The following is a 24987-nucleotide window of genomic DNA, read 5'->3' as shown; positions in this document are numbered from 1 at the left end:
CCCCGACACAAGGAAGTAGATTCGGATGCTGGCGCGCCTGCTGCCCGTCGTCATGCTGCTCGCCGCGGCGCTCCTGCCCAGGGCGGCCGAGGCGCATCCTCATGTCTGGGTGACCATGAAGACAGAAGTCGTCTACGGCGCCGACGGCAAACTCACCGCCCTCAAGCAGGCCTGGACCTTCGACGACGCCTTCACCGCCTTCGCCTTGCAGGGGCTGGAGAAGCAGAAGGACGGCAGCTATGGCGACGACGTGCTGAAGCCGCTCGCCGAGGTGAATGTCACGTCCCTGAAGGAATATGACTATTTCGTCCGGGGCAAGACCGCCACCGGCAAGCTCGCCTTCAAGGACCCGGTGGATTACTACCTCACCTACGAGAACGAGCTGCTGACCCTGCACTTCACCCTGCCGCTGGCGAAGCCCATCGCGGTGAAGGGGGCGGCCACCATCGAGATCTACGATCCCACCGTCTTCGTCTCCTTCTCCTTCGCCGACAACGACCCGGTGAAGATGGTCGCGGCGCCGGCCGGCTGCACGCAGGAAGTCACCTCGCCGGAGCCGCCGCCCAGCTCGACCCTCAACGAGTCCTTCTTCGCTGGCCTCACCTCGGGCAGCACCTATGGCGCCCAGTTCGCGGACAAGATCACGGTGAAGTGCCCGTGAGCGCATCCACCGCGGCCATCACCGGCCGGATGCGCCGGGCGGGCCTGATCGCCCTCGGCCTTGGCGCGGCGCTGCTGTTCGGGCTGCTCGTGGCGCTGGTGCTCTATCCTGATCTCGCCTTCGCGCAGGGCTTCGGCCCGCCCGGCGGCGGCGGACCGAAGGCGACGCCCTTCGGCCTCGGCGGCGGCGGCGCGCCGCCCTCCGGCATCACCGGCTTCATCCTCGCCAAGCAGTCGGAATTCTATCGCTCGCTGGTGCAGGCGGTGCGCGCCGCCAAGCAGGACGGCCACGCCACCTTCCTGCTCGCCGGCCTCTCCTTCGCCTACGGCGTCTTCCATGCGGCAGGTCCGGGCCACGGCAAGGCGGTGATCTCCTCCTATCTCCTCGCCGATGGCGGCACGCTGCGCCGGGGCGCCGTGCTGTCGCTGGCCGCGGGTATGGTGCAGGCGGTGGCGGCCATCCTCTTCGTCGGCATTCTCGCGCTGGTGCTGGGCGCCACCGCTGTCTCCATGGCGCAGGCCATGACGGTGGTGGAGGTCGCGGCCTATGGCGGCATCGGCCTGTTCGGGCTTTATCTCGCGATCGTGAAGGGCCGCGCCCTCGTTGCTGCGGCGCGGGGCGATGCGGCGCACGTCCACGCCGCCGACTGCGATTGCGGCGACAGCCACGCGCCCGATCCCATGCTGCTGGCGGGACAGGGCGGATGGAAGCGCGCCGCCGTCGCCGTGGTCTCGGCCGGGGCGCGGCCGTGCTCCGGCGCGATCCTCGTTTTGACCTTCGCTTTGTCGCAGGGCGTGTTCATGAGCGGTGTCGCCGCCGCTTTCGCCATGGGCCTCGGCACCGCCGCCACCGTGACGGCCATCGCCGCCATCGCCGTCTATGGCAAACGGCTCGCCGTGCGCATCGCCGGCCGCGACACCAAATGGTCGGTCATGGCCCGGCTGGGGGTGGAGCTTGGCGCCGCCCTGCTGGTGATGCTGTTCGGTTTCGGCCTGCTCACCGGGTATCTCGAAAGCGAGCGCCTGCTGCCGGGCTGAATGCCGCAGCGCAGCCAATTTCAGGTGCAATGCACCAAAATTCGTCACGCCCAGCTTTTCGGCAATTTCGTTGCGCCTTGAATTGGAACAACGAAATTGCCGGGTGCGACACTCCGTGCCAGCCTAAAGGCGAACGGTGCGCGTGATTTCCACGCGTCGCCGTCCCCTGCCCGGCCCCGCTGGAGGCGTCGCGATGGCTCTGAAGCCTGTTTCGCTGGACGACAAATATGACCTGTCCCAGGAGCGCGTGTTCGTATCGGGCACGCAGGCTCTGGTCCGCCTCGCCTTGATGCAGAAGGAGCGCGACCGGCGCGCCGGCCTCAACACGGCCGGCTACGTCACCGGCTATCGCGGCTCCCCGCTCGGGGGGCTGGACCAGCAGTTCCTGCGCACCGAAAAGGTGCTCAAGGCCAACGACATCAAGTTCATGTCCGGCCTGAACGAGGATCTCGCCGCCACCGCCTTGTGGGGCTCCCAGCAGGCGGAGCTGCGCGGCGAGGGCAAGTATGACGGCGTGTTCGGCCTCTGGTATGGCAAGGGGCCGGGCGTCGACCGTTCCGGCGACGTGTTCCGCCACGCCAACAATGCCGGCACCTCCCGCCATGGCGGCGTGCTCGCCCTGATGGGCGACGACCACACCTGCGAAAGCTCCACCACCGCCCACCAGAGCGAATTCCACTTCGTCGACGTGATGATCCCGGTGCTGAACCCCGCCGGGGTGCAGGAGATCATCGATTACGGCCTCTATGGCTGGGCCCTGTCGCGCTTCGCCGGCACCTGGGTCGGCCTCAAGGCGGTGAAGGACACCATCGAGTCGACCGGCATCGTGGACGGGCGGCTGGACCGCGTGCGCATCGAGCCGGCTCTGGGCTTCGCCATGCCGCCCGGCGGCCTCAACATCCGCCTCGGCGACACGCCGATCGCGCAGGAGGAGCGGCTTCAGGAGTTCAAGCGCGACGCCGTGCTGCACTTCCTGCGGGCCAATCGCCTGAACCGCTTCATCACCTCCGGCGGCGCCCGTCCGCGCATCGGCATCGCCACCGTGGGCAAGTCGTATCTGGACGTGCGCCTCGCGCTGGACGAGCTGGGCATCGACGAGGTGCGGGCCAACGATCTCGGCCTGCGCATCTGGAAGGTGGCCTGCCCATGGCCTCTCGAGACGCAAGGCCTCACCGAGTTCGCCAAGGGCCTCGACCTCATCATGGTGGTGGAGGAGAAGCGCTCCCTCATCGAGGTGCAGGTGCGTGAGGAGCTGTACGGCACCGCCAACCAGCCCGTCTGCATCGGCAAGAAGGACGAGCAGGGTCGCTGGATGTTCCCGGTGAAGGGCGCGCTCGATCCCAACGACATCGCCATTCAACTCGGCCGCCGCCTCCTCGCTTATGGCGACATCCCGGACATCGCCGCCCGCGTGGCGGAGCTGGAGGACGCCCAGCGAGTGCTCGCCGCCACCTCGGACGTGGCGACGCGCATCCCCTATTTCTGCTCGGGCTGCCCGCACAACTCATCCACCAAGGTGCCGGAGGGCATGCGCGCCTATGCCGGCATCGGCTGCCACTACATGGTGCAGTGGATGGACCGCGAGACCACCGGCTTCACCCAGATGGGCGGCGAGGGCGCCAACTGGATCGGCGAAGCCTCCTTCTCCAAGCGCAACCACGTCTTCCAGAATCTCGGCGACGGCACGTACAACCACTCGGGCTACCTCGCCCTTCGCGCCGCCTGCGCCGCCAAGGTGAACGTCACCTACAAGATCCTGTTCAACGATGCGGTCGCCATGACCGGCGGCCAGAAGCATGACGGCGACCTCACCGTCCCCGTCATTGCCCGGCAGGTGGCGGCGGAAGGGGTGGAGCGCGTCGTCGTCGTCACCGACGAGCCGGAGAAGTACGCGGCCAACACCCTCTGGCCGGCCGGCCTCACCATCCACCACCGCGACGAGCTGGAGGCCGTGCAGCGCGAGCTGGCGGCGGTGCCGGGCGTCACGGTGCTGATCTACGACCAGACCTGCGCCTCCGAGAAGCGCCGGCGCAGGAAGCGCGGCCAGTTTCCCGATCCGGACAAGCGGGTGCTCATCAACGAGCGCGTCTGCGAGGGCTGCGGCGATTGCGGGGTGAAGTCCAATTGCGTCTCCGTGCAGCCGCTGGAGACCGAGTGGGGCCGCAAGCGCGAGATCGACCAGTCGTCCTGCAACAAGGACTTCTCCTGCGTGAACGGCTTCTGCCCCTCCTTCATCACGGTGAAGGGCGCCAAGCCGAAGAAGAGCGCCGGCGCGGCGGCCGGCGCCGACAGCTGGCCGGATCTGCCGGAACCGGCGCATCCTGAAATCCACGGCACCTATGGCGTCATCGCCACGGGCGTCGGCGGCACCGGCGTTGTCACCATCGGCGCCATCCTCGGCATGGCCGCGCATCTGGAAGGCAAGGCCTGCGGCATGATCGACATGGCCGGCCTCGCCCAGAAGGGCGGCGCCGTCTACAGCCATATCCGCCTCGCCAACGATCCCGCCGACATCACCGCCATCCGCGTGCCGGCGCGCGGGGCGGACGTGGTGCTGGGCGGCGACCTGGTGGTGGCCGGCACCAAGAAGGTGCTGGCGGCGGTGAAGCCGGGCAAGACCATCTGCGTGGTCAACACCCACGAGGTGCTGCCCGGCGACTTCACTCGCAACGCCGACTATTCGCTGCCCACCGAGCGCATCAAGCGCACCATCCGCGAGGCGGTGGGCGAGCCGCAGACCCACTTCATCGAGGCGAGCCGCCTCGCCCAGGCGCTGTTCGGCAATGCGCTGGCGCAGAACATCTTCATGGTGGGCTATGCCTACCAGTTCGGCGCTTTGCCCCTCTCGGCCGCCGCCATCGAGCGGGCCATCGAGCTGAACGGGGAAGCGGTGGCCATGAACAAGGCCGCCTTCCTGTGGGGCCGCCGCGCCGCGCATGATCCGGCCGCGGTGGAGGCCATCGCCACGCCGAAGGGCACCGTCTCCAGCGATGCCCGCCGCCTCTCCCAGAGCCTCGACGAGGTGATCGCCCGCCGCGTCGCCGACCTCACGCTCTACCAGAACGCCGCCTACGCGGCGCGCTACAAGGCGCTGGTGGACAAGGTGCGCGCCGCGGAAGGGGCGAAGGCGCCCGGCCGTGGCGGTCTCGCCGAAGCGGTGGCTAAGAACCTCTACAAGCTCATGGCCTACAAGGACGAGTATGAGGTCGCCCGGCTCTATGCCGACGGCGCCTTCCGGGCCCAGGCGGACGCGGCCTTCGACGGCGATCTGCGGTTCGAATTTCACCTCGCCCCGCCGCTCCTCGCCCGCCGCAACGAGACCACGGGGGAGCCGCGCAAGATCACCCTCGGGCCGTGGATGATGAAGGGTTTTGGGCTGCTCGCGAAGCTCAAGGGCCTGCGCGGCACGGCCTTCGACGTCTTCGGCTACACGGACGAGCGCAAGACCGAGCGGGCGCTGATCGCCGAGTATGAGCGCACAGTGGGTGAACTGCTGGCGAAGCTCGATCCCGCCAACCACGCAATCGCGGTGGCCATCGCCTCGATCCCGGAGAAGATCCGTGGCTTCGGCCACGTGAAGCTGCGGCACCTGGAAGCCGCGAAGGCCGAGGAGAAGGACCTCCTCGCCCGCTTCCGCAACCCGCCGGCGCCGACGGCGGTCGCGGCGGAGTAGGTCTCGGAGAAATCCCTTCTCCCCTCGCGGGAGAAGGTGGATCGCGGCGCAAGCCGCGAGACGGATGAGGGGGCCGCTCCGCTTGCCCCCGACGCCGGTGAGGCGGAGACGACCCTCCCCCTCACCCCCAACCCCTCTCCCGCAAGGAGAGAGGGGAGAGGGAAGGAGAACTCTCAGTTCCCGCCCAGCATCGCCTTCAGCTCAGCGCGGAACTCACCCTCGATGTCGGGGCGAGACAGCGCATAGGCGACGTTGGCCATGAGGAAACCGATCTTCGAGCCGCAGTCATAGACGTGGCCGTCGAACTGCACCGAATAGAACGCCTCGGTTTCCTTCAGCTTCAGCATGGAATCGGTGAGCTGGATCTCGTTGCCGGCGCCGCGCTCCTGCTTGGCCAGCAGGTCGAAGATGCCGGGCTGGAGAATGTAGCGGCCGGAAATGGCGAGGTTGCTCGGCGCGGTGCCGGCCTTGGGCTTCTCGACCATCTGGGTGATGGCCTTGGCGCCCTTGCCCGCATCGGCGCCGGTGCCGACGATGCCGTATTGGTGGGTCTGGTCGTCCGGCACCTCGTACACCGAAACCACGTTGCCGCCGGTCTCGTTGTAGGCCTCGACCATGGAGGCGAGGCAGCCGTGGCCGTTGCCATTGCCGTCCTTGGGCATGTGCAGCATGTCGGGCAGCAGCAGCGCGAACGGTTCGTCGCCGATGATGTCGCGCGCGCACCACACCGCATGGCCGAGGCCGAGGGGCAGCTGCTGGCGGGTGAAGGAGGTGGTGCCGGCCTTGGGCGTGTCGCGGTCGAGCTGCTCCAGCTCCTTGACCTTGCCACGCTCCTGCAGGGTGCGCTCCAGCTCGAACTGGCGGTCGAAATGGTCCTCGATCACCGCCTTGTTGCGGCCGGTGACGAAGACGATGTGCTCGATGCCGGCGGCGCGGGCTTCGTCCACCACGTGCTGCACGACGGGCCGGTCCACCACCGTCAGCATCTCCTTCGGCACCGCCTTGGTCGCCGGCAGGAAGCGCGTGCCGAGGCCCGCGACGGGTAGGATCGCCTTGCGAATGGGTCTACGCATCTTGAGTAATGCCCCTCCTGAATACCCACGCCCGTCGTCTAGCACAGCTTGGCGCGGACGGCGCCCTTCGCGGCACGCCGCCGCCTAGAAACCTTTCCTGCCCCTATGGCAGCCGAGTGGCAACGGCAGAGATCGCGGCCGTGTTCCCCAACTTCGGTTAATGCCGCCCCAACGGCATACCGGCCGTTGAAACTTGCCATCCATTAACCGCGACGCAACCATATTGCCGCCCAGTAGGAGCCTCAGACGATCATCCCGGCGCCCTCGCGGCAGGCCGGAAAGGGAAGGCTTTCAAGATGGCATCGACGACGCGCGAAAGGACCACATTCGGAAGCGGCGTGGCCGTGACGCTCGCGCTGTTCGCCGGCCTCGTCAGCCCCGCCGCCGGACAGGCCCAGACCACCGGCTCCATCTTCGGCTTCCCGCCGGCCCAGCAGACCCCTCCGGCCGGCGCCGGCCATCCGCTGATGACGCCGCAGGCCCTCGCCCAGGCCGAGGCGAACTTTCCCCAGTGCATCGCCAATCTGTGGCCGCTGGCGCAGGCCAAGGGCGTCTCAAGGCGCACGTTCGACAGGTACACGGCTTCGCTGCAACCGCAGATGAAGATCATGGACTTCATGGACAGCCAGCCGGAATTTTCCAAGCCCATCGGTGCCTATGTGAACATGCTCGTCACCGAGTGGCGGGTGAAGAAGGGCCGGGAGGTGCTGGAGCGCTACAAGCCCATCTTCGACCGCGCGGAGAAGGCCTACGGGGTCGACCGCTACGCCGTGACCGCCATCTGGGGCATCGAATCCACCTATGGCGACCCGAACGGCATCGGCTCGCGCAACGTGCTGGAATCCACGGCCACCCTCGCCTGCATCGGGCGGCGGCAGGACTATTTCCGCGACGAGTTCATCGCCACCCTCCAGATCCTGGAAAAGGGCGACGTGCCCTATGACCACCTGAAGGGGTCGTGGGCGGGCGCGTTCGGCCCCACCCAGTTCATGCCCACCTCGTTCCAGCGCTTCGCCGTGGACTTCGACGGCGATGGCAAGCGCAACGTGGTGGATTCCATCCCCGACATCATCGCCTCCACCGCCAACAACCTGAAGCTCGATGGCTGGGAGTTCGGCAAGGCGTGGGGCTATGAGGTGGCGCTGCCGCAGGGCTTCGACTACCGCCTCGCCAGCCGCAGCACCAAGAAGACGCTGGGGGAATGGAACGCGCTCGGCGTGCGCCGGGCCAATGGCGTCGCCTTCCCGCGCCCCACGGACACCGCCTATCTGCTGCTGCCGGGCGGCGCCAACGGCCCCGCCTTCCTGATGATGAAGAATTTCGACGCCATCCTGAAGTACAACCCGGCCGACGCCTACGCCCTCGCCATCGGCCACCTCGCCGACCGGCTGCGTGGCGGCGGTGCCTTCGTCCAGTCCTGGCCGAAGGAAGAGCGCGGCCTCTCCAAGGCCGAGCGGCAGGAAATCCAGGGTCGACTCGCCCAGATGGGCTACGACATCGGCAACGTGGACGGCATCCTCGGCCAGAAGAGCCGCGTCGCCATCCAGGACTTCCAAGTCCGCGCCGGCCTACTGCCGGACGGCTATCCCGACCTCGCGCTGCTCCAGCAGATGCGTCGCTGAGGGGCGGGCGCGCCCCTCGCGCCCCGGACGCATGCAGCCACAGCGGAATGCGAGCCGGGGCCCAGCGCAAGAGTTCGCCGAAGGCGCTTCCGAACCCTACAGCCCTCAGGCTGCCCGCTGCGCGGGAGCCTTGCGCGGGCCCCCGGATCAGCGCTCCGGATGCGCCGTCGCTTGTCCGGGGAACGGTCTCACACCAGCCCTTCCACCGCCTCCGTCAGCCGCTCCAGATCCTCCGGGCGGGACAGGCGGTGGTCGCCGTCCTTGATGAGGGAGAACACCACATCGTCCTCGGCGAGGCAGCTCACGAGGCGCATGGCGTGCTCCCACGGCACATCCTCGTCCCGCGCGCCCTGCAGGATGCGCACCGGGCAGCCCACCGCGAACGGCGTGCCGAGCAGCAGATGGCGGCGCCCGTCCTCGATCAGCTCGCGGGTGATGACATAGGGGTCCTCGCCATAGAGCGTCGGCTTGAGGAAGCGGCCGGAGGTCTCGATCAGCTCGCGCACCGGGGGCGGGAACTTGTCCCACATCAGGGCCTCGGTGAAGTCCGGCGCCGGCGCCACCAGCACCAGCCCCTTCAGCCGCTTCTCCCCCCGCGCCGCGAGGGCGCGGGCGAGCAGCAGCGCGATCCAGCCCCCCATGGACGAGCCGATCACCACCTGTTCGCCGGAGGTGGCGTGGTCGAACACCGCCAGCGCCTCACCGAGCCAGCGCGAGATGGTGCTCTCCTCGAACGCCCCGCCGGATGCGCCATGGCCGGAATAGTCGAACCGCACATTGGCCTGCCCCCGCGCCTGCGCCCAGCGGGCGAGGTGCTCGGCCTTGGTGCCGGTCATGTCCGATTTGAAGCCGCCGAGCCAGAACAGGCCGGGCGCCGCGCCGGGAATGGCGCGGATGGCGATGGCGCGGCCGTCCACGTCGAGGGTGGAGGCGGTTTCGCCGGGGATGGTCTCGGTCATGGCGTCAGCTCAGGCGAAGGTGGCGAAATAGCGCGCGATGATGCGGGAATAGATGCGCGTCAGCGCCTCGAGGTCGGCGACCGGCGTCGCCTCGTCCACCTTGTGCATGGTCTGGCCGACGAGGCCGAATTCCACCACCGGGCAGATGTCCTTGATGAAGCGCGCGTCCGAGGTGCCGCCCGAGGTGGAGGCCTCCGGCCGCCGACCGGTTTCCGCCTCCACCGCATCGGCCACCAGCTCCACGAAGGGGCCGGGCGCGGTGAGGAAGCTCTGGCTGGCCCCAGGCTGGAATTCGAGATCATAAGTGAGGCCGGCGCCGTCGATCCGGCGGATGATCTCGGACTTCAGCGTCTCCAGCGAATAGAGGTCGTTGAAGCGCACGTTGAAGCGGGCAGTGGCCTCGGCCGGGATCAGGTTGAACACCGGATTGCCCACATCGATGGAGACCACCTCCAGGTTCGACGGCGGGAAGAAGTCCGAGCCATGGTCGAGGGGGGCGGACGTCAGCTCGCCCACCAGCTTCAGCAGGCGGGGAATGGGATTGTCGGCGAGGTGCGGATAGGCCACGTGCCCCTGCACGCCCTTCACCGTGAGGATGCCGGAGAGGCTGCCGCGCCGGCCCACCTTGAAGGCATCGCCCATGGCCTGCGGGTTGGTGGGCTCGCCGAGGACGCAGTGGTCGATGACCTCGCCCTTCTCCTTCAGCCACTCCACCACCTTCACGGTGCCATCGAGGGCCGGGCCTTCCTCGTCGCCGGTGATGAGGAAGGAGAGGCTTCCCGTCTCCGGCCGCCCATGGGCCAGTGCAGCGGCGAGGAAGGCCGCCACCGCGCCCTTCATGTCCACCGCGCCGCGGCCGAAGAGCTTGCCGTCCTCCACGGTGCCGGCGAACGGGCCGTGCAGCCAGTGGGCAGGATCGCCCTCGGGCACCACGTCCACATGGCCGGCGAAGCAGAGGTTGGGGGCGCCGGTGCCGATGCGGGCGTAGATGTTGGGAATGGGGATGCCGCCGCTGTCGAAGGTCAGGCGCTCGACATGGTATCCGAAGGCCTCCAGACGGCGGGCGACGATTTCCAGCGCGCCGCCCGAATCGGGGGTGACGGACGGCGCCCGGATCAGTTCGGTCGCCAGGGTCAGCGCATCGGGGACATTTGCCCGAAGCTCGGGCTTGACGGAAGCATCGGCGGTCATCAGGAAAGCCCTTCGCTACCGGGGGATGTCGAGATAGCGGCAAAGGCGCTGGTCTTTCCAGCGGTTTTGTCGCGGTTTGGGGCGACTTGGCCGCCTTTATCCCCCATCCGCCACGAGGCTGCCGCCTTCAGGCGACAGGAACGCCGCCGCGGAGGTTCAATATGAAGGTGAAGACGTCCGCGGCCTTTCTGGTCGCGCTCGCCCTGTCGGTTTTCCCCCTGGCCCAGGCCGGCGCCCAGCAGGCCGCCAGCCCGCCGGCGCAGGGACAACAGCAGGGACAGGGCCAGACACAGGGCCACGGACAGGCTGCGCCCGCCGCCGCCACGCCCAATGCCGCAGCCTCGCCCCCCGCCGCGCCGGCGGCCGCACCTGCCGGCGCCCCCGCTGCCGGCGATGCCACGCCGACGCAGCCGGTGGCCAAGCCCGCGCCGCTGCCGCCCGATCCGACCATCGTCGCCGCGCGGGAGAAGATGGAGGCGGCCCGTTCCGCCCTCGATTCCATCGACGCCGCCCTCGCGGTGGAGGGTCTGCGCCCCGGCGACCTTGATGAACTGCGCCAGCGCCTCGACCCGGCCCGCAAGGACCTTGCCGCCGTCTCCGACCAGATCGCCCCCCGCGTCGCGGACGCGGAGAGCCGGCTCAACGGCCTCGGCCCCAAGCCCGCCGAGGGCGCCACCGAAGAACCCACCATCGCCGCCGACCGCGAGCGCCTCACCAAGATCTCCGCCGAGCTCGGCGCCGTGCTGAAGCAGAACCGCGCGCTGGTGCTGCGCGGCGACCAGATTTCCGACCGCATCAGCTCGCGCCGCCGCGCCTTGTTCACCGGGCAGCTGTTCGAGCGGGTGGATTCCATCATCGACCCGGACCTGTGGACCAACGCCTTTAACGCGCTCTCCTCCGAATTCCGCGCCCTGAGCTATTTCGGAAACGACCTGCGCGCCTATTCGGTGCGGCGCCTGTCGCCGCTGGCGGTGATCGGCATCCTCCTCGGCGGCCTCGGCATCATGGGCGCGGTGGTGGCGGGCGGGCGCCTGCTGCGCAAGCGCCTGCGCACCCCGCCGCCCGGCGAGGGCGAGAGCTTCACCCGCCTGCGCTCCGCGCGCGAGGCGATGAAGGTGCTGTTCCTCAACGCCACCGTCGCGCCCGCCGCGGCCATGGCGGCCATCGCCTTCATCGGCGCCTTCGAGATCATCCCGCCCCGCGCCGAGGAACTGGTGCAGGGCATCATCATCGCCATCTTCATCAAGGCCATCGGCAATGCCGTGGGCCGCGCCTTCTTGGCTCCGAACGAACCGTGGCGCCGCCTGCCGCAGCTCTCGGACACGGCCGCAGCCCTCGCCTTCCGCTACTACTCCTTCACCGTGTGGACGCTGGCCATCGCCGCCGCGCTCAACGCCCTGCACCGGGTGCTGTTCGCGCCGGTGGGGCTGACGGTGGTGACGAGCGCGATCATGTCGCTGCTCATCGCCGGCTTCATCTCGCGCTTCCTCGTGGGCGCCGCCCGCGCCGAGGCCAATGCGGATACCGCAAAGGAAACCACCGACCCCTCGGCCATCGCCGCCACCGGCCCCTCGCAGGCGCCGCCGCGCTACATCCGCCTGTTCGTGTGGGTGGCGGTGTTCGCGCTCATCGGCGCGCTGGTGGCCGGCTACATCAGCTTCGCCGCCTTCGTGGCCGCGCGCATGGTCATCGCGGCCGCCGTGCTTGGCGTGCTCTATCTGCTCTATGCCCTCATCGACGCCTTCTTCGGCGAGGGGCTTTCGGCCGAGACCCATCGCGCGCGGATGATCTCCAGCATGCTCGGCCTGAAGCCGGAGCGGGTGGAGCTGATCGGCGTCCTGGCGTCGGGCCTGCTCAAGCTGCAGCTGTTCGTGGTCGCCGCGTTCCTCATTGTCGGCAGCTGGGGCACCTCCACCGCCGACATGATGGAGACGGTGGAGCGCGTGTCCTTCGGCGTGCGGATCGGCAACGCCACGATCACGTTGTGGAGCGTGGTCTATGCCGTGCTGCTGCTGCTCGTCAGCCTCGCGGCGGCGCGCGGGCTGCAGAAATGGGTGTCGAGCGCGCTGCTGCCCCGCACCGGGCTCGAGCCCTCGCTGCAATCCTCCATCGCCACCATCGTCGGCTATGTGGGCACCATCGTCGCCGTCATGGTGGCCATGGGCCAGTTGGGGCTGAACCTCGAGAACATCGCGCTGGTCGCCGGTGCCCTCTCGGTCGGTATCGGTTTCGGCCTGCAGTCGATCGTTTCGAACTTCGTCTCGGGCCTGATCCTGCTCGCCGAGCGGCCGATCCGGGTGGGCGACACCATCAACGTGAAGGGCGAGGAAGGCTACGTGCGGCGCATCTCGGTGCGCTCCACCGAGATCGAGACCTTCGAGCGCGCCACGGTGATCGTCCCCAATGCCGACCTCATCACCGGCATGGTGAAGAACTGGACGCACTCCAACACCACCGGCCGCATCATCGTCGCCGTCACCGTCTCCTATGACAGCGACCCGGAGGAGGTGCGCGACATCCTCGTCGGCTGCGCCTGCGACCATCCGCAGGTGCTCCAGACGCCGCCGCCGCGGGTGTTCCTGATGAAGTTCGCCGATGCGGGCATCGTGTTCGAGCTGCGCTGCGTGGTGGCCAACGTGGACTATGCGCTGACCGTGAAGAGCGACCTGCACTTCCAGGTGCTCTCGCGCTTCCGCAAGGCGCATGTGGGCATGGTGGCCCAGCCCTGGGCCGCCCTCGCCCGCGCCCCCCGCGACATGGTGCCCCCGCCGCCGGCGCCCCCTGATCCTCTGCAATAGGCCGGTGCGGGAGGGCGGGGCGCGCTAACGCTTCCTCAACCCTCCCGGCGCACAAGACAGGGGGACCGCCGGGGGCCGCCCCCGAAAGCCCGCCCGAAAAGGCCAGCCGGAAGCCGAGACATGCGCGAACAGATCCTCCGCCGCTCCCTCCTCGCCGGTGCCGGCCTTGCGCTTCTCGCCGCCATCGCCGGCTGTGCCACCACCGAGCAGATCGACACCCAGCCGGCCTTCTACATCAACCTCGCCAAGACCGGTAAGCCGGTGGACGCCGCCGCCGCGGCCTCGCTCCTCTCCGACTACCGCACCGCGCGCGGCCTGCCCGCGGTGACCATCGACGACACGCTGAGCCGCCTCGCCCAGGACCAGGCCAATGCCATGGCCAAGGCGGACAACCTCTCCCACGAGGTGGGCGGGCGCAATTTCATCACCCGCATCAAGGCCTCGGGCTATGATGCGAAGCGCGCGGTGGAGAATGTGGGCGCCGGCTACCACACCCTCGCCGAGGCCTTCTCCGGCTGGCGCGATTCCCCCTCGCACAACAAGAACATGCTGGAGCCGGGGGTGACCCGCATGGGCATCGCCACGGCCAATGCCCCCAATTCCAAGTACAAGGTCTATTGGGCGCTCATCCTCGCCCAGCCGGACGCGCCCGCGCGCTGAGAAACCATCCCCGCACGGTCTGCGCTATGGCCAAGCCGCGCGGGTTCGTGATCGCGCGGTACGGGCGGAGGGCTTTCCCGCCGCGCCCTTCTCTGGCCTAATCATCGGGTCCAACCCCGTGACAGGCAGGAGAGGAAGATGAAGCGGATCGCTTTCGTCGTGTGCGCCCTGAGCATCCTCGCCGGCCCGGCGCTCGCATGCCCGGGCATGACCAACGCCTCCATCGGCGACACCACCACCACCGCCAGCAATCCGGTGACCCAGAAGGGCGGCTGATTTCGGCGCATCTCGCGCCTCGGCTTCCTCCCGGACGGAACCTCCGTTCCCCGGCCCTCGGGCCGGGGCTTTTTTATGCGCGAAACGCAAACGGCCGGCGGGATGCCCGCCGGCCGCTCACGCTCAAACCATTGGCAGCGCCCGGGCGCCGCGCCCTCACATATGGATGGCGCGCTTCTCCACGGCCATGGCCGCCTCCTTCACCGCTTCCGAGCGGGTGGGGTGGGCGTGGCAGGTGCGGGCGAGGTCTTCCGACGAGCCGCCGAACTCCATCAGCACCGCGCATTCGTGGATCATCTCGCCGGCCTCGGGGCCGATGATGTGGGCGCCCAGCACCTTGTCGGTGGCGGCGTCGGCGATGATCTTCACGAAGCCGTCGGTGGTGTTGTTCACCTTGGTGCGGCCGTTGGCGGTGAAGGGGAACTTGCCGACCTTGTAGGCGACGCCCGCGGCCTTCAGCTCGTCCTCGGTCTTGCCGACGGAGGCGACCTCCGGGAAGGTGTAGACCACGCCGGGGATCACGTCATAGTTCACGTGGCCCGCCTTGCCGGCCAGCTGCTCCGCCAGCGCCACGCCCTCGTCCTCGGCCTTGTGGGCGAGCATGGGGCCGACGATCACGTCGCCGATGGCATAGATGCCGGGCACGTTGGTGGCGAAGTGGTGGTCGGTGACGACCCGGCCGCGCGCATCCTTGGCGACGCCCGCCTCCTCCAGCCCAAGGCCGGCGGTGTAGGGAATGCGGCCGATGGCCACCAGCACCACGTCGGCCTCCAGCACCTCGGCGGCGCCGCCCGCGGCGGGCTCCACCGTGACCTTGAGGGTCTTGCCCTTGGTGTCCACGCCAGTGACCTTGGTGCCGAGTTTGAAGGCGAAGCCCTGCTTGTCGAGGATGCGCTGGAACGACTTGGCCACGTCCGAATCCATGCCGGGCAGGATGCGGTCGAGGAATTCCACCACCGTCACCTGCGCGCCCAGACGCCGCCACACCGAGCCGAGCTCGAGGCCGATGACGCCCGCGCCGACCACCACCAGCTTGCCCGGAACCTTCGGCAGCTTCAGCGCGCCGGTGGAGGAGACGATGCGCTCCTCGTCGATGGTCACGCCCGGCAGCGGGGCGACGTCCGAGCCGGTGGCGATGACGATGTTCTTCGTCTCGAGCACCTCGACCTTGCCGTCGGCATTGAGGGTGACTTCCACCTTGCCGGTGCCGAGGATCTTGCCGGCGCCCATGTAGACGTCGACCTTGTTCTTCTTCAGCAGGAACTCGACGCCCTTCACGTTGCCGTCCACGCCGCGGTCCTTGAAGGCCAGCATGGCGGGCAGGTCGAGCTTGGGGGCGGGGACGCCGATGCCCATCTCGCCGAACTTGTGGCCGGCTTCCTCGAACAGCTCGGAGGCATAAAGGAGCGCCTTGGAGGGGATGCAGCCCACGTTCAGGCAGGTGCCACCATGGGTGCCGCGCTTCTCCACCACCGCGACCTTGAGGCCGAGCTGGGCCGCGCGGATGGCGCACACATAGCCGCCGGGGCCGGTGCCGATGATGGTGAGATCGTAGGACATGCGGAGTTCCTTCAAGGTAAGGGGCCGGAGCGCGTCAGGGCGCGGCAACGGCCCTTTGCAAGGCGAGGCGGATACCGAGGCAGATCAGGAGTGCGCCGGTGACGCGATTGAACCAGCGGCCGAAGCGGACGAGCCCGTCGCGCACCGCTCGGCCGGTGAAGAACATGGTGACGAGGGCGAACCAGCACACCAGCAGCACGCCCATGGACAGCCCGTAGAAGCCCTGCACCACCAAGGGCGTCTCGGTGCTCACCAGCGTCGAGAACAGGGATAGGAAGAACAGCATCGCCTTGGGGTTCAGCGCATTGGTGAGAAACCCCAGAGCGAAGGCGCGCCGGTCGGTCATGACACCGGCGGGCGCGGGCGCGGCCTCGCCGTCCATTGCGGGCGCAGGCGCGGCCCACGTCTTCACGCCCACATAGATGAGATAGGCGCAGCCCACCCACTTCAACACCGAGAAGGCAACGAGGGAGTGGGCGACGAGGAATCCGAGACCGGCCAGCGTGTAGCTGGCGTGGAGAAGGATCGCGAAACCGATGCCGAGGCTGGTGAAGAGGCCGGCGCGCCGGCCGAACACCACGCTCTGGCGCACCACCATGGCGAAGTCCGGCCCCGGCGCGATCGCCGCGACGGCGAACACCGCCATAAGTGTGAGGTATTCGGCCAGATGGCTCGTCATCGACTACCCTCAAGGATGATCGGGAGCATCATGCGCCAGCCCGTCATCTGCCGGAACGATCTTCCGGACCAGGAAGAGAAATGCCAGCCCCAGAGCGACGGCTCCGGCAAAGAGCCAGTAGGCCAAGTCCAGTTCCGGGGGGTGCGGCCCGAACATGGCAAGCTCCGGATGGGCCATGACAGTCTCGAAGACCCGTCCCCCGAACCAGCCGCTGAAGGCCGCACAGATCGCCCCCGCATAGGCGAGGAGAAGGATGGCCAGACGCTTCCGGGCCTGGCCATCCCTCAGTACCTCACAGATCCAGCACGAGGCGCGCGGGATCTTCCAGGGTCTCCTTCACGCGCACCAGGAAGGTCACGGCCTCGCGGCCGTCGACGATGCGGTGGTCGTAGGACAAAGCGAGGTACATCATCGGGCGGATCACGATCTGCCCCTTGACCACCACCGGGCGCTCCTCGATGCGGTGCATGCCGAGGATGCCCGACTGCGGCGCGTTGAGGATGGGGGTGGACATCAGCGAGCCGTAGATGCCGCCGTTGGTGACGGTGAAGGTGCCGCCCTGCATCTCCTCGATGCCGAGCTTGCCGTCACGCGCCTTGCGGCCGTAACCGGCGATGGCCTTCTCGATCTCGGCGACGGAGAGCAGGTCCGCGTCGCGCACCACCGGAACCACGAGGCCCTTCTCGGTGCCCACCGCGATACCGATGTTGTAGTAGTTCTTGTAGACGAGATCCTGGCCGTCGATCTCGGCGTTCACCGCCGGGATGTCCTTCAGAGCCGCGATCACCGCCTTGGTGAAGAAGCCCATGAAGCCGAGCTTGGTGCCGTGCTTCTTCTCGAAGGCATCCTTGAACTGGCTGCGCAGGCTCATCACCGCGGTCATGTCCACGTCGTTGAACGTGGTGAGCATGGCGGCAGTGTTCTGCGCATCCTTCAGGCGCCGCGCGATGGTCTGGCGCAGCTTGGTCATCTTCACCCGCTCTTCGCGGGCGGCGTCGGTGGGCGCCGAGGGGGCACGCACCGCCACAGGGGCGGCGGCGGGAGCCGCCGAAACGCCCGAAGCGATGGCGGCCAGCATGTCACCCTTGGTGACGCGGCCGTCCTTGCCGGAGCCGGAGACGTCGGCCGGGTTCACGCCGGTCTCGGCGGCGATGCGGCCAACGGCTGGACCGTTGCTGCCGGCCGCAACAGCGGCGGCGGGAGCGGCGGCCGGGGCCGGAGCGGGCGCAGCGGCGGGAGCCGGAGATGCGGCGGGGGCAGCGGCAGGCGCCGCCTCGGCGCCCGAGCCGGCACCGATATTGCCGAGCAGCGCGCCGACGCCGACGGTCTCGCCGTCCTTGGCGACGATCTCGGAGAGGACGCCGGAGGCCGGAGCCGGCACCTCGACGGTCACCTTGTCGGTCTCGAGCTCCACCAGCGGCTCATCAGCCTTGACGGCATCGCCGGGCTTCTTGAACCACTTGCCGATGGTCGCCTCGGTAACGGACTCGCCCAGGGTGGGCACGCGGATCTCGGTCATTGTGTTCGCCCCTTGAGGGGGCCTCCCTCAGACTTCGGCTTGGGCCGGGCGTGGCGCCCGGCGCTCGATGAGCGACAGAATGGGCATCACCGCATAGGTGAAGCCCAGGTCCGCCTTGATGACGGGATCCCGAAGCGAGAGGCCGGTCGCGGCGGCCTCGTCGGGTACTTCGATGACGGCCATCCCCCAGATGCCCGCCGGGTCCGCCACCGGACCGACGGCGAGGGCCGTGCCGGCCTCCGCCTCGGCCTGCCAGAAGGCGAAGTGCGCGCCCATGGCGTCCATCTCGGCAGCGCTGGCGTCCGAGGGAAAGCTCGGGCGCGGCGGGGAAAGGCGGAGCAGGAAGTGCGGCACGGCGCGTCCTCTTTCGGGGCGGGTCTGCTTGTGACCGTTACTGGGGTCGGATCAGCCCAGGGCTTCCTCGAGGAAGGCCTTGAGCTGCGCCATGTGCTTGGACATCAGGCCCGTGGCGGTGGCGGCGGACGCCGGACGGCCGGCATAGCGCGGACGCCGCGCGGTGCCGCCAGCCTGCTCCAGAACCCACTCCAGGTAAGGCTGCACGAAGGCCCAGGACCCCTGGTTCTTCGGCTCTTCCTGGCACCACACCACCTCGGCATTCTTGAAGCGGCCGAGTTCCTGCACCAGCGTCTTGAGCGGGAACGGATAGAGCTGCTCCACGCGCATCAGGTAGACGTCGTCCACGCCCCGCTTCTCGCGCTCCTCCAGCAGGTCGTAATAGACCTTGCCCGAGGACAGCACGACGCGCCGGATCTTGTCGTCCGGCTGGAGCTTGATGGCGCTCTCGTCCGGGTGCGACTGGGCGTCGTCCCACAGCACGCGGTGGAAGGTGGTGCCGGTCACCATCTCCGCCAGGCTGGACACCGCCCGCTTGTGGCGCAGCAGCGACTTGGGCGTCATCAGGATCAGCGGCTTGCGGAACTCCCGCTTCATCTGCCGGCGCAGGATGTGGAAGTAGTTGGCCGGGGTGGTGACGTTGGCCACCTGCATGTTGTCCTCGGCGCACAGCTGCAGATAGCGCTCGAGGCGGGCGGAGGAGTGCTCCGGACCCTGGCCCTCATAGCCGTGCGGCAGCAGGCAGACGAGGCCGGACATGCGCAGCCACTTGCGCTCGCCCGAGGAGATGAACTGGTCGAACACCACCTGCGCGCCGTTGGCGAAGTCGCCGAACTGCGCCTCCCAGAGCACCAAAGTGTTGGGCTCGGACAGCGTGTAGCCATACTCGAAGCCGAGCACCGCCTCTTCCGAGAGCATCGAATTGATGACCTCGTACTTGGCCTGGGTCTCGGAGAGGTGGTTGAACGGCTTGTAGCGGGCCTCGGTCTCCTGGTCGAGCAGCACCGAATGGCGCTGGGAGAAGGTGCCGCGCTCCACGTCCTGGCCCGACAGGCGGACCGGGTGGCCTTCCAAGAGCAGGGAGGAGAAGGCGAGCGCCTCGCCGGTCGCCCAGTCGATGCCCTTGCCGTCCTCGATCGCCTTCTTGCGGTTGTCGAGGAAGCGCTGGATCGTGCGGTGGACCTGGAAGCCCTCCGGCACGGTGGTGATCTTGGCGCCGATGGCCTTCAGCTCGTCTTCCGGCAGGCCGGTGTTGCCGCGGCGCGGATCGTCATCCTCGTGGGTGGGCTTGAAGCCGGCCCAGCGGCCGTCGAGCCAGTCGGCCTTGTTGGGCTTGTAGGCCTGGCCGGCCTCGTGCTCGGCCTCGAGGCGGTCGCGCCACGCATTGCGCATGGTGTCCACCTCGCCCGCGGTCACCACGCCCTCGCTCTCCAGCTTCTTGGTGTAGAGCTCGAGCACGCTCGGGTGCTGGCGGATCACCTTGTACATCTTCGGCTGGGTGAACGCGGGCTCGTCGCCCTCGTTGTGGCCGAAGCGGCGGTAGCAGAACATGTCCACCACCACCGGCTTGTGGAAGCGCTGGCGGAACTCGGTGGCCACCTTGGCGCAGAACACCACGGATTCCGGGTCGTCGCCGTTGCAGTGGAAGATCGGCGCCTCGATCATCTTCGCCACATCCGACGGATAGGGCGAAGAGCGCGAGTAGCGCGGATTGGTGGTGAAGCCGATTTGGTTGTTGATGATGAAGTGGATCGAGCCGCCGGTGCGGTGACCCTTCAGGCCGGAGAGGCCGAGGCACTCGGCCACCACGCCCTGGCCGGCGAAGGCGGCATCGCCGTGCAGCAGCAGCGGCAGCACCTTGGTGCGCTCGGTGTCGCCCAGCTGGTCCTGCTTGGCGCGCGCCTTGCCCAGTACCACCGGATCGACGATCTCGAGGTGCGAGGGGTTGGCGGTCAGCGACAGGTGGACCTTGTTGTTGTCGAACTCGCGGTCGGACGAAGCACCGAGGTGGTACTTCACGTCGCCCGAGCCTTCCACGTCATCGGGGGCCCAGGAGCCGCCCTTGAACTCGTGGAACAGCGCGCGGTGCGGCTTGCCCATCACCTGGGTCAGCACGTTCAGGCGGCCACGATGGGCCATGCCGAACACGATCTCCTTGAGGCCGAGATTGCCGCCGCGCTTGATGATCTGCTCCAGCGCCGGGATCAGGCTCTCGCCGCCGTCGAGGCCGAAGCGCTTGGTGCCGGTGAACTTCACGTCGAGGAACTTCTCGAAGCCCTCGGCCTCAACCAGCTTGTTGAGGATGGCGCGCTTGCCCTCGCGGGTGAAGGTGACTTCCTTGTCCGGCCCCTCGATGCGCTCCTGGATCCACGCCTTCTCCTCGGGCGAGGAGATGTGCATGAACTCGACGCCCACGGACGCGCAATAGGTGCGGCGCAGGATGGCGACCATCTCGCGGACGGTCGCGAATTCCAGGCCCAGCACGTGGTCGATGAAGATCTTGCGGTCGAGGTCGGCCTCGTAGAAGCCGTAGGACGCCGGGTCGAGCTCGGGCGCCTCGCGCGGCGGGGTCAGGCCCAGCGGGTCGAGATTGGCGTGCAGGTGGCCGCGCATGCGGTAGGCGCGGATCATCATCAGCGCCTTGACGGAATCGCGGGTGGCCTGCTGCACCTCGGTAGCGGAGAACTCGACGCCGGACTTCTGCGCCTTGGCCTTCACCTTGTCGGCGATGGCCTTCTCCACCTCGATCCACTGGCCGTCCATGGCCGAGACCAGCTCGCCATTGGCGTGCACCGGCCAGTTGGGCTTCTTCCAGGAGGCGCCGCGGGCGTTCTCGATCACCTGGTTGGGATCGTCCTTCAACGCCGCGAAGAAGGCCTGCCACTCAGCGCTGACCGAATTGGGATCGGTCTCATAGCGGGCGTAGAGATCCTCGATCCAGGCGGCATTGGCGCCATAGAGGAAGGAGGTGTTCAGGAAAACGTCGTTCTGTTCCGCGCGCGACATGGGCTTGTTCCCGGAAGACCGTGGGCGCCTCACTCTCCTTGAGCGCATTTCGCTCGGAAAATGAAGCCCCAAGGCCGCTCGTCTGCCACAAATCCGGCGCCCGGCCCTTGCCGGACGCCCCGTCACCCCTGCGAGGCTCGTGGCGGCCTTCGACAGCGGTGCTCGACAACCTTTATATGGGCAGGGCTGCCACCAGCCGAAAGGCCGGTTCCGCGCCCCACCCGAACCGCGCTCGCCAGTCGCCGAACTTCATGGCGATTGCGCGGCGGATGCCCTTGCGGGAGCGGAATTCCAAGGCTTTGGCCTCATCGGCTTTCGCCCGGCATCCCCGCTCCCGGTCCATCCGTGTGGCGATCCCCCGGCCGGGCCGGGGGATCTGCCTCAGCCCTTCAGCACCTCAACGAGAGTCTTGCCGAGGCGCGCGGGGGACGGAGACACGCGGATACCCGCCGCCTCCATGGCCGCGATCTTGTCCTCGGCGCCGCCCTTGCCACCGGAGATGATGGCGCCGGCATGGCCCATGCGACGGCCGGGAGGGGCCGTGCGGCCGGCGATGAAGCCCACCATCGGCTTCTTGCGGCCCTTCTTCGCCTCGTCGGCGATGAACTGCGCGGCCTCTTCCTCGGCCGAGCCGCCGATCTCGCCGATCATGATGATCGACTCGGTCTTGGGATCGGCCAGGAACATCTCCAGCACGTCGATGAACTCGGTGCCCTTCACCGGGTCGCCGCCGATGCCCACCGCCGAGGTCTGGCCGAGGCCCACCTGCGAGGTCTGGAACACGGCTTCGTAGGTCAGCGTGCCGGAGCGCGAGACCACGCCCACCGAGCCGGTCTTGAAGATGTTGGCCGGCATGATGCCGATCTTCGACTGGCCGGCGGTGACGATGCCGGGGCAGTTGGGGCCGATGAGGCGGCTCTTCGAGCCCGAGAGGGCGCGCTTCACCTTCACCATGTCGAGGACCGGGATGCCCTCGGTGATGCAGACGATGAGCGGGATTTCCGCGTCGATCGCCTCAAGGATGGCGTCGGCGGCGCCCGGAGGCGGCACGTAGATCACCGAGGCGTCGGCGCCGGTGGCTTCCTTGGCTTCCAGAACGGTGTCGAACACCGGCAGGTTGAGGTGGGTGGTGCCACCCTTGCCCGGCGAGGTGCCGCCGACCATCTTCGTCCCGTAGGCGATGGCCTGCTGGGCGTGGAAGGTGCCGTTCTTGCCGGTGAAGCCCTGGGTGATGACCTTGGTGTTGGCGTCGATCAGCACGGACATCACGCAGCATCCTTCTTCACGGCAGCGACGATCTTCTGCGCCGCGTCATCGAGATCATCGGCAGGGATCACATTGAGCCCGCTCTCACGGATGATCTGCTTGCCTTCTTCCACATTGGTGCCTTCGAGGCGCACCACGAGGGGCACCTGGAGGCCCACCGCCTTCACCGCCGCGATCACGCCGTTGGCGATCACGTCGCACTTCATGATGCCGCCGAAGATGTTGACGAGGATGCCCTTCACGTTCGGGTCGGCGGTGATGATCTTGAACGCCGCCGTCACCTTCTCTTCGTTGGCGCCGCCGCCCACGTCGAGGAAGTTCGCCGGGCTTTCGCCGTAAAGCTGGATGATGTCGAGGGTCGCCATGGCAAGACCCGCGCCGTTGACCATGCAGCCGATGGTGCCGTCGAGGGCGATGTAGGCGAGGTCGTACTTGGACGCCTCGATCTCCTTCTCGTCCTCTTCCGTCAGGTCGCGCAGCTCGGTGAGCTTGGGATGGCGGAACAGGGAGTTGGAATCGAAGGACACCTTGGCGTCGAGCACGCGCAGGTTGCCGTCCTTGGTGACGATGAGCGGGTTGATCTCCAGCATCGCCATGTCGGTCTCGACGAAGGCGGTGTAGAGCACCTCGGCGAGCTTGCCGGCCTGCTTGGCGAGTTCACCGGAGAGGCCGAGGGCCTTGGCGATCTTGCGGCCGTGAAAACCCTGCACGCCGGTCACCGGGTCCACCGAGAAGGTCACGATCTTCTCAGGGGTGGAGTGGGCGACTTCCTCGATGTCCATGCCGCCTTCGGTGGAGACCACGAAGGCCACGCGCGAGGTGACGCGGTCCACGAGCAGGGAGATGTAGAACTCCTTCTCGATGTCCGAGCCTTCCTCGATGTAGAGGCGGTTCACCTGCTTGCCGGCCGGGCCGGTCTGGATGGTGACGAGGGTGCGGCCGAGCATCTGGCCGACGAACTCCTTCACCTCTTCCACGGACTTGGCGAGGCGCACGCCGCCCTTCTCGCCAGCCTCGGGCTCCTTGAACTTGCCCTTGCCGCGGCCGCCGGCGTGGATCTGCGACTTCACAACCCAGAGCGGGCCACCCAGCTCCTTGGCGGCGGCTTCCGCCTCCTCGACCTTCAGCACGGGAATGCCGCGCGAGACCGGGGCGCCGAAGCTCTTCAGCAGCGCCTTGGCCTGATACTCGTGAATATTCATCTTCCGTGTCCCTCAGGGTTGCGATGTGTCCCTTTCCCCGCCCCGGCCCGTCCCGGATCCCGCGCAATTGCGGGACCACCCTGTCCGAACCGCCTCCACCGCAGAAGGGGGACCCGCGCCACCACCCCGGCCCGAAGGACTGGGGCGAAGATGCGGTCTCCCCCGAGGAGGGGAACACTCGTCTCCTTCACCACGCCGGTTGTACCCCGGCACGAAAACGGCGCGCCTTCCGGCACGCCGTCATGAGCGAGATCACTTCCCGAGGCCGGGTGCGATCTTCAGGCAGGCCTCCACCAGTCCTTCGACTGCGGCGACCGATCTTTCGAACATGGCGCGTTCGGATCGGTCGAGCTCGACCTCCACGATACGCTCCACCCCCCGCGCGCCGATGACAGCCGGCACGCCGAGATAGATGTCCCTGAGCCCGTATTCCCCATCGAGCCTTGCAGCGACCGGGAGCACGCGCTTCTTGTCCTTCAGGTAGCTCTCCGCCATGGCGATGGCGGCGGCGGCCGGCGCATAGAAAGCCGAGCCGGTCTTGAGCAGGTTGACGATCTCCGCCCCGCCGTCGCGCACGCGCTGGACGATGGCGGCGATGCGCTCCTCGCTGGTCCAGCCCATGCGGATGAGGTCCGGCACCGGGATGCCGCCCACGGCGGAATAGCGCACCAGCGGCACCATCGTATCGCCGTGCCCGCCCATGACGAAGGCGGTCACATCCTCCACCGATACGCCGAACTCCTCGGAGAGGAAGAAGCGGAAGCGGGCGGAATCGAGCACGCCGGCCATGCCCACCACCTTCTCCGGCGGCAGGCCGCTGGTGCGCTGGAGCGCCCAGACCATGGCATCGAGCGGATTGGTGATGCAGATGACGAAAGCGTCAGGCGCATATTTGCGCAGGCCCGCGCCCACCTGCTCCATCACCTTGAGATTGATGGCGAGGAGGTCGTCCCGGCTCATGCCCGGCTTGCGCGGCACGCCGGCGGTGACGATCACCACGTCGGCACCGGCGATGGCGTCATAGCTCGAGGCGCCCCAGATGCCCGCATCGAACCCCTCCACAGGGGTGAGCTGGGCGAGGTCCAGGGCCTTGCCGTCGGGAACGCCGTCCGCGACGTCGAACAGCACGATGTCGCCCAGCTCCTTCAGTCCAGCCAGAAGGGCGAGCGTGCCGCCGATCTGGCCGGCCCCGATGAGGGCGATCTTGTTGCGGGCCATCACAAGTCCCCGGAAAACGCTGCGAGCCGGCACATGAGACGAGCCGCCGCAGGAACGCGGCGCTTGACTACTCCCATCCGTCCGGGCGTTCAAGCCGGCCGCACTGCACAAATAGTGGCATGGAGCGGGATTTTGCCGCAAAAACGGGTCGTTTCACCGCGATTTTCCGCTCTTTTGCACCATGCGGAAAACCATCCCGCAGAGCGGTGCAGCGGCCTACCGCCGGAGGCCCC

At 68.1% G+C, this 24987-nt stretch carries 19 protein-coding genes; 7 read left to right on the top strand and 12 right to left on the bottom strand.

Annotated features, from left to right (window positions below):
- Nucleotides 1–25: 25 nt before the first annotated feature.
- The 3 genes from D7006_RS01970 (at nt 26) to D7006_RS01960 (ending at nt 5371) form a co-directional block, all read left to right on the top strand.
- Complete coding sequence (locus D7006_RS01970) at nt 26–661, top strand: DUF1007 family protein (RefSeq protein WP_237355335.1); 636 nt, start codon at nt 26–28, stop codon at nt 659–661.
- Nucleotides 658–1698 carry a nickel/cobalt transporter gene (locus D7006_RS01965; protein WP_237355334.1) on the top strand — a complete coding sequence of 347 codons (1041 nt, stop codon included), beginning with the start codon at nt 658–660 and terminating at the stop codon, nt 1696–1698. Before D7006_RS01970 ends, D7006_RS01965 begins: the two co-directional genes overlap by 4 nt.
- 193 nt (nt 1699–1891) lie before the next feature.
- Complete coding sequence (locus D7006_RS01960) at nt 1892–5371, top strand: indolepyruvate ferredoxin oxidoreductase family protein (protein WP_237355333.1); 3480 nt, start codon at nt 1892–1894, stop codon at nt 5369–5371.
- A 173-nt stretch (nt 5372–5544) separates the two neighbouring features.
- Here the strand turns inward: D7006_RS01960 and galU are convergent, their stop codons facing one another.
- On the bottom strand, nt 5545–6444 hold the full coding sequence (gene galU, locus D7006_RS01955; protein WP_237355332.1) for a UTP--glucose-1-phosphate uridylyltransferase GalU: 900 nt from the start codon (nt 6442–6444) through the stop codon (nt 5545–5547).
- 296 nt (nt 6445–6740) lie between these two features.
- Here galU and D7006_RS01950 point away from each other — a divergent pair, with 296 nt between their 5' ends.
- Nucleotides 6741–8066 carry a lytic murein transglycosylase gene (locus D7006_RS01950; RefSeq protein WP_371745018.1) on the top strand — a complete coding sequence of 442 codons (1326 nt, stop codon included), beginning with the start codon at nt 6741–6743 and terminating at the stop codon, nt 8064–8066.
- A gap of 188 nt (nt 8067–8254) precedes the next feature.
- Here the strand turns inward: D7006_RS01950 and D7006_RS01945 are convergent, their stop codons facing one another.
- Together D7006_RS01945 and dapE are read right to left on the bottom strand one after the other, a co-directional pair.
- Nucleotides 8255–9025, bottom strand: a complete 771-nt coding sequence (locus tag D7006_RS01945) for a carboxylesterase (protein ID WP_237355331.1) — start codon at nt 9023–9025, stop codon at nt 8255–8257.
- A 9-nt stretch (nt 9026–9034) separates the two neighbouring features.
- Nucleotides 9035–10216: a succinyl-diaminopimelate desuccinylase gene (gene dapE / locus D7006_RS01940; RefSeq protein ID WP_237355330.1), complete on the bottom strand. Its 1182-nt coding sequence runs from the start codon at nt 10214–10216 to the stop codon at nt 9035–9037.
- A 161-nt stretch (nt 10217–10377) separates the two neighbouring features.
- Between dapE and D7006_RS01935 the strand changes: the two genes are divergently transcribed.
- From D7006_RS01935 to D7006_RS01925, 3 genes are all read left to right on the top strand, one after another.
- Complete coding sequence (locus D7006_RS01935; RefSeq protein ID WP_237355329.1) at nt 10378–13014, top strand: DUF3772 domain-containing protein; 2637 nt, start codon at nt 10378–10380, stop codon at nt 13012–13014.
- A gap of 120 nt (nt 13015–13134) precedes the next feature.
- A complete protein-coding gene (locus tag D7006_RS01930; protein WP_169124614.1) occupies nt 13135–13674 on the top strand; it encodes a CAP domain-containing protein in 540 nt (179 codons plus the stop codon).
- Nucleotides 13675–13812: 138 nt separating this feature from the next.
- Nucleotides 13813–13950, top strand: coding sequence for a hypothetical protein (locus D7006_RS01925; protein ID WP_169124613.1), 138 nt, complete (start codon nt 13813–13815; stop codon nt 13948–13950).
- Between the two features lie 156 nt (nt 13951–14106).
- Here the strand turns inward: D7006_RS01925 and lpdA are convergent, their stop codons facing one another.
- The 9 genes from lpdA to mdh all read right to left on the bottom strand — a co-directional run bounded on the left by lpdA (nt 14107) and on the right by mdh (nt 24754).
- Nucleotides 14107–15510 carry a dihydrolipoyl dehydrogenase gene (gene lpdA / locus D7006_RS01920; RefSeq protein ID WP_237355328.1) on the bottom strand — a complete coding sequence of 468 codons (1404 nt, stop codon included), beginning with the start codon at nt 15508–15510 and terminating at the stop codon, nt 14107–14109.
- A gap of 34 nt (nt 15511–15544) precedes the next feature.
- Nucleotides 15545–16189 (bottom strand): LysE family translocator, encoded by a 645-nt coding sequence (locus tag D7006_RS01915; RefSeq protein ID WP_237355327.1) that lies wholly within the window; start codon nt 16187–16189, stop codon nt 15545–15547.
- Between the two features lie 9 nt (nt 16190–16198).
- Complete coding sequence (locus D7006_RS01910; RefSeq protein WP_237355326.1) at nt 16199–16366, bottom strand: hypothetical protein; 168 nt, start codon at nt 16364–16366, stop codon at nt 16199–16201.
- A gap of 115 nt (nt 16367–16481) precedes the next feature.
- Nucleotides 16482–17708: a 2-oxoglutarate dehydrogenase complex dihydrolipoyllysine-residue succinyltransferase gene (gene odhB, locus D7006_RS01905; protein ID WP_237355325.1), complete on the bottom strand. Its 1227-nt coding sequence runs from the start codon at nt 17706–17708 to the stop codon at nt 16482–16484.
- Between the two features lie 27 nt (nt 17709–17735).
- Nucleotides 17736–18062, bottom strand: a complete 327-nt coding sequence (locus tag D7006_RS01900) for a YciI family protein (RefSeq protein ID WP_024281006.1) — start codon at nt 18060–18062, stop codon at nt 17736–17738.
- Between the two features lie 51 nt (nt 18063–18113).
- On the bottom strand, nt 18114–21068 hold the full coding sequence (locus D7006_RS01895; RefSeq protein ID WP_237355324.1) for a 2-oxoglutarate dehydrogenase E1 component: 2955 nt from the start codon (nt 21066–21068) through the stop codon (nt 18114–18116).
- 381 nt (nt 21069–21449) lie between these two features.
- Nucleotides 21450–22334: a succinate--CoA ligase subunit alpha gene (sucD, locus tag D7006_RS01890; protein ID WP_169124608.1), complete on the bottom strand. Its 885-nt coding sequence runs from the start codon at nt 22332–22334 to the stop codon at nt 21450–21452.
- On the bottom strand, nt 22334–23536 hold the full coding sequence (gene sucC / locus D7006_RS01885) for an ADP-forming succinate--CoA ligase subunit beta (RefSeq protein WP_169124607.1): 1203 nt from the start codon (nt 23534–23536) through the stop codon (nt 22334–22336). Before sucC ends, sucD begins: the two co-directional genes overlap by 1 nt.
- Nucleotides 23537–23788: 252 nt before the next feature.
- Complete coding sequence (gene mdh, locus D7006_RS01880) at nt 23789–24754, bottom strand: malate dehydrogenase (protein ID WP_169124606.1); 966 nt, start codon at nt 24752–24754, stop codon at nt 23789–23791.
- Nucleotides 24755–24987: the final 233 nt, after the last annotated feature.

The organism is Xanthobacter sp. YC-JY1 (assembly GCF_021730305.1).
Classification (GTDB): domain Bacteria; phylum Pseudomonadota; class Alphaproteobacteria; order Rhizobiales; family Xanthobacteraceae; genus Xanthobacter; species Xanthobacter flavus.
Note: the sequence above shows the minus strand (reverse complement) of the source record. Positions and strands in the feature narration are given on the sequence as shown.

Coding starts and splice junctions, on each gene's coding strand:
- D7006_RS01935 (WP_237355329.1), top strand. CDS start 10,378: ATGAAGGTGAAGACGTCCGCGGCCTTTCTGGTCGCGCTCGCCCTGTCG.
- D7006_RS01930 (WP_169124614.1), top strand. CDS start 13,135: ATGCGCGAACAGATCCTCCGCCGCTCCCTCCTCGCCGGTGCCGGCCTT.
- D7006_RS01925 (WP_169124613.1), top strand. CDS start 13,813: ATGAAGCGGATCGCTTTCGTCGTGTGCGCCCTGAGCATCCTCGCCGGC.
- D7006_RS01950 (WP_371745018.1), top strand. CDS start 6,741: ATGGCATCGACGACGCGCGAAAGGACCACATTCGGAAGCGGCGTGGCC.
- D7006_RS01960 (WP_237355333.1), top strand. CDS start 1,892: ATGGCTCTGAAGCCTGTTTCGCTGGACGACAAATATGACCTGTCCCAG.
- lpdA (WP_237355328.1), bottom strand. CDS start 15,510: ATGTCCTACGATCTCACCATCATCGGCACCGGCCCCGGCGGCTATGTG.
- D7006_RS01945 (WP_237355331.1), bottom strand. CDS start 9,025: ATGACCGAGACCATCCCCGGCGAAACCGCCTCCACCCTCGACGTGGAC.
- D7006_RS01970 (WP_237355335.1), top strand. CDS start 26: ATGCTGGCGCGCCTGCTGCCCGTCGTCATGCTGCTCGCCGCGGCGCTC.
- D7006_RS01895 (WP_237355324.1), bottom strand. CDS start 21,068: ATGTCGCGCGCGGAACAGAACGACGTTTTCCTGAACACCTCCTTCCTC.
- sucD (WP_169124608.1), bottom strand. CDS start 22,334: ATGTCCGTGCTGATCGACGCCAACACCAAGGTCATCACCCAGGGCTTC.
- galU (WP_237355332.1), bottom strand. CDS start 6,444: ATGCGTAGACCCATTCGCAAGGCGATCCTACCCGTCGCGGGCCTCGGC.
- odhB (WP_237355325.1), bottom strand. CDS start 17,708: ATGACCGAGATCCGCGTGCCCACCCTGGGCGAGTCCGTTACCGAGGCG.
- mdh (WP_169124606.1), bottom strand. CDS start 24,754: ATGGCCCGCAACAAGATCGCCCTCATCGGGGCCGGCCAGATCGGCGGC.
- D7006_RS01915 (WP_237355327.1), bottom strand. CDS start 16,189: ATGACGAGCCATCTGGCCGAATACCTCACACTTATGGCGGTGTTCGCC.
- D7006_RS01910 (WP_237355326.1), bottom strand. CDS start 16,366: ATGGCCCATCCGGAGCTTGCCATGTTCGGGCCGCACCCCCCGGAACTG.
- sucC (WP_169124607.1), bottom strand. CDS start 23,536: ATGAATATTCACGAGTATCAGGCCAAGGCGCTGCTGAAGAGCTTCGGC.
- dapE (WP_237355330.1), bottom strand. CDS start 10,216: ATGACCGCCGATGCTTCCGTCAAGCCCGAGCTTCGGGCAAATGTCCCC.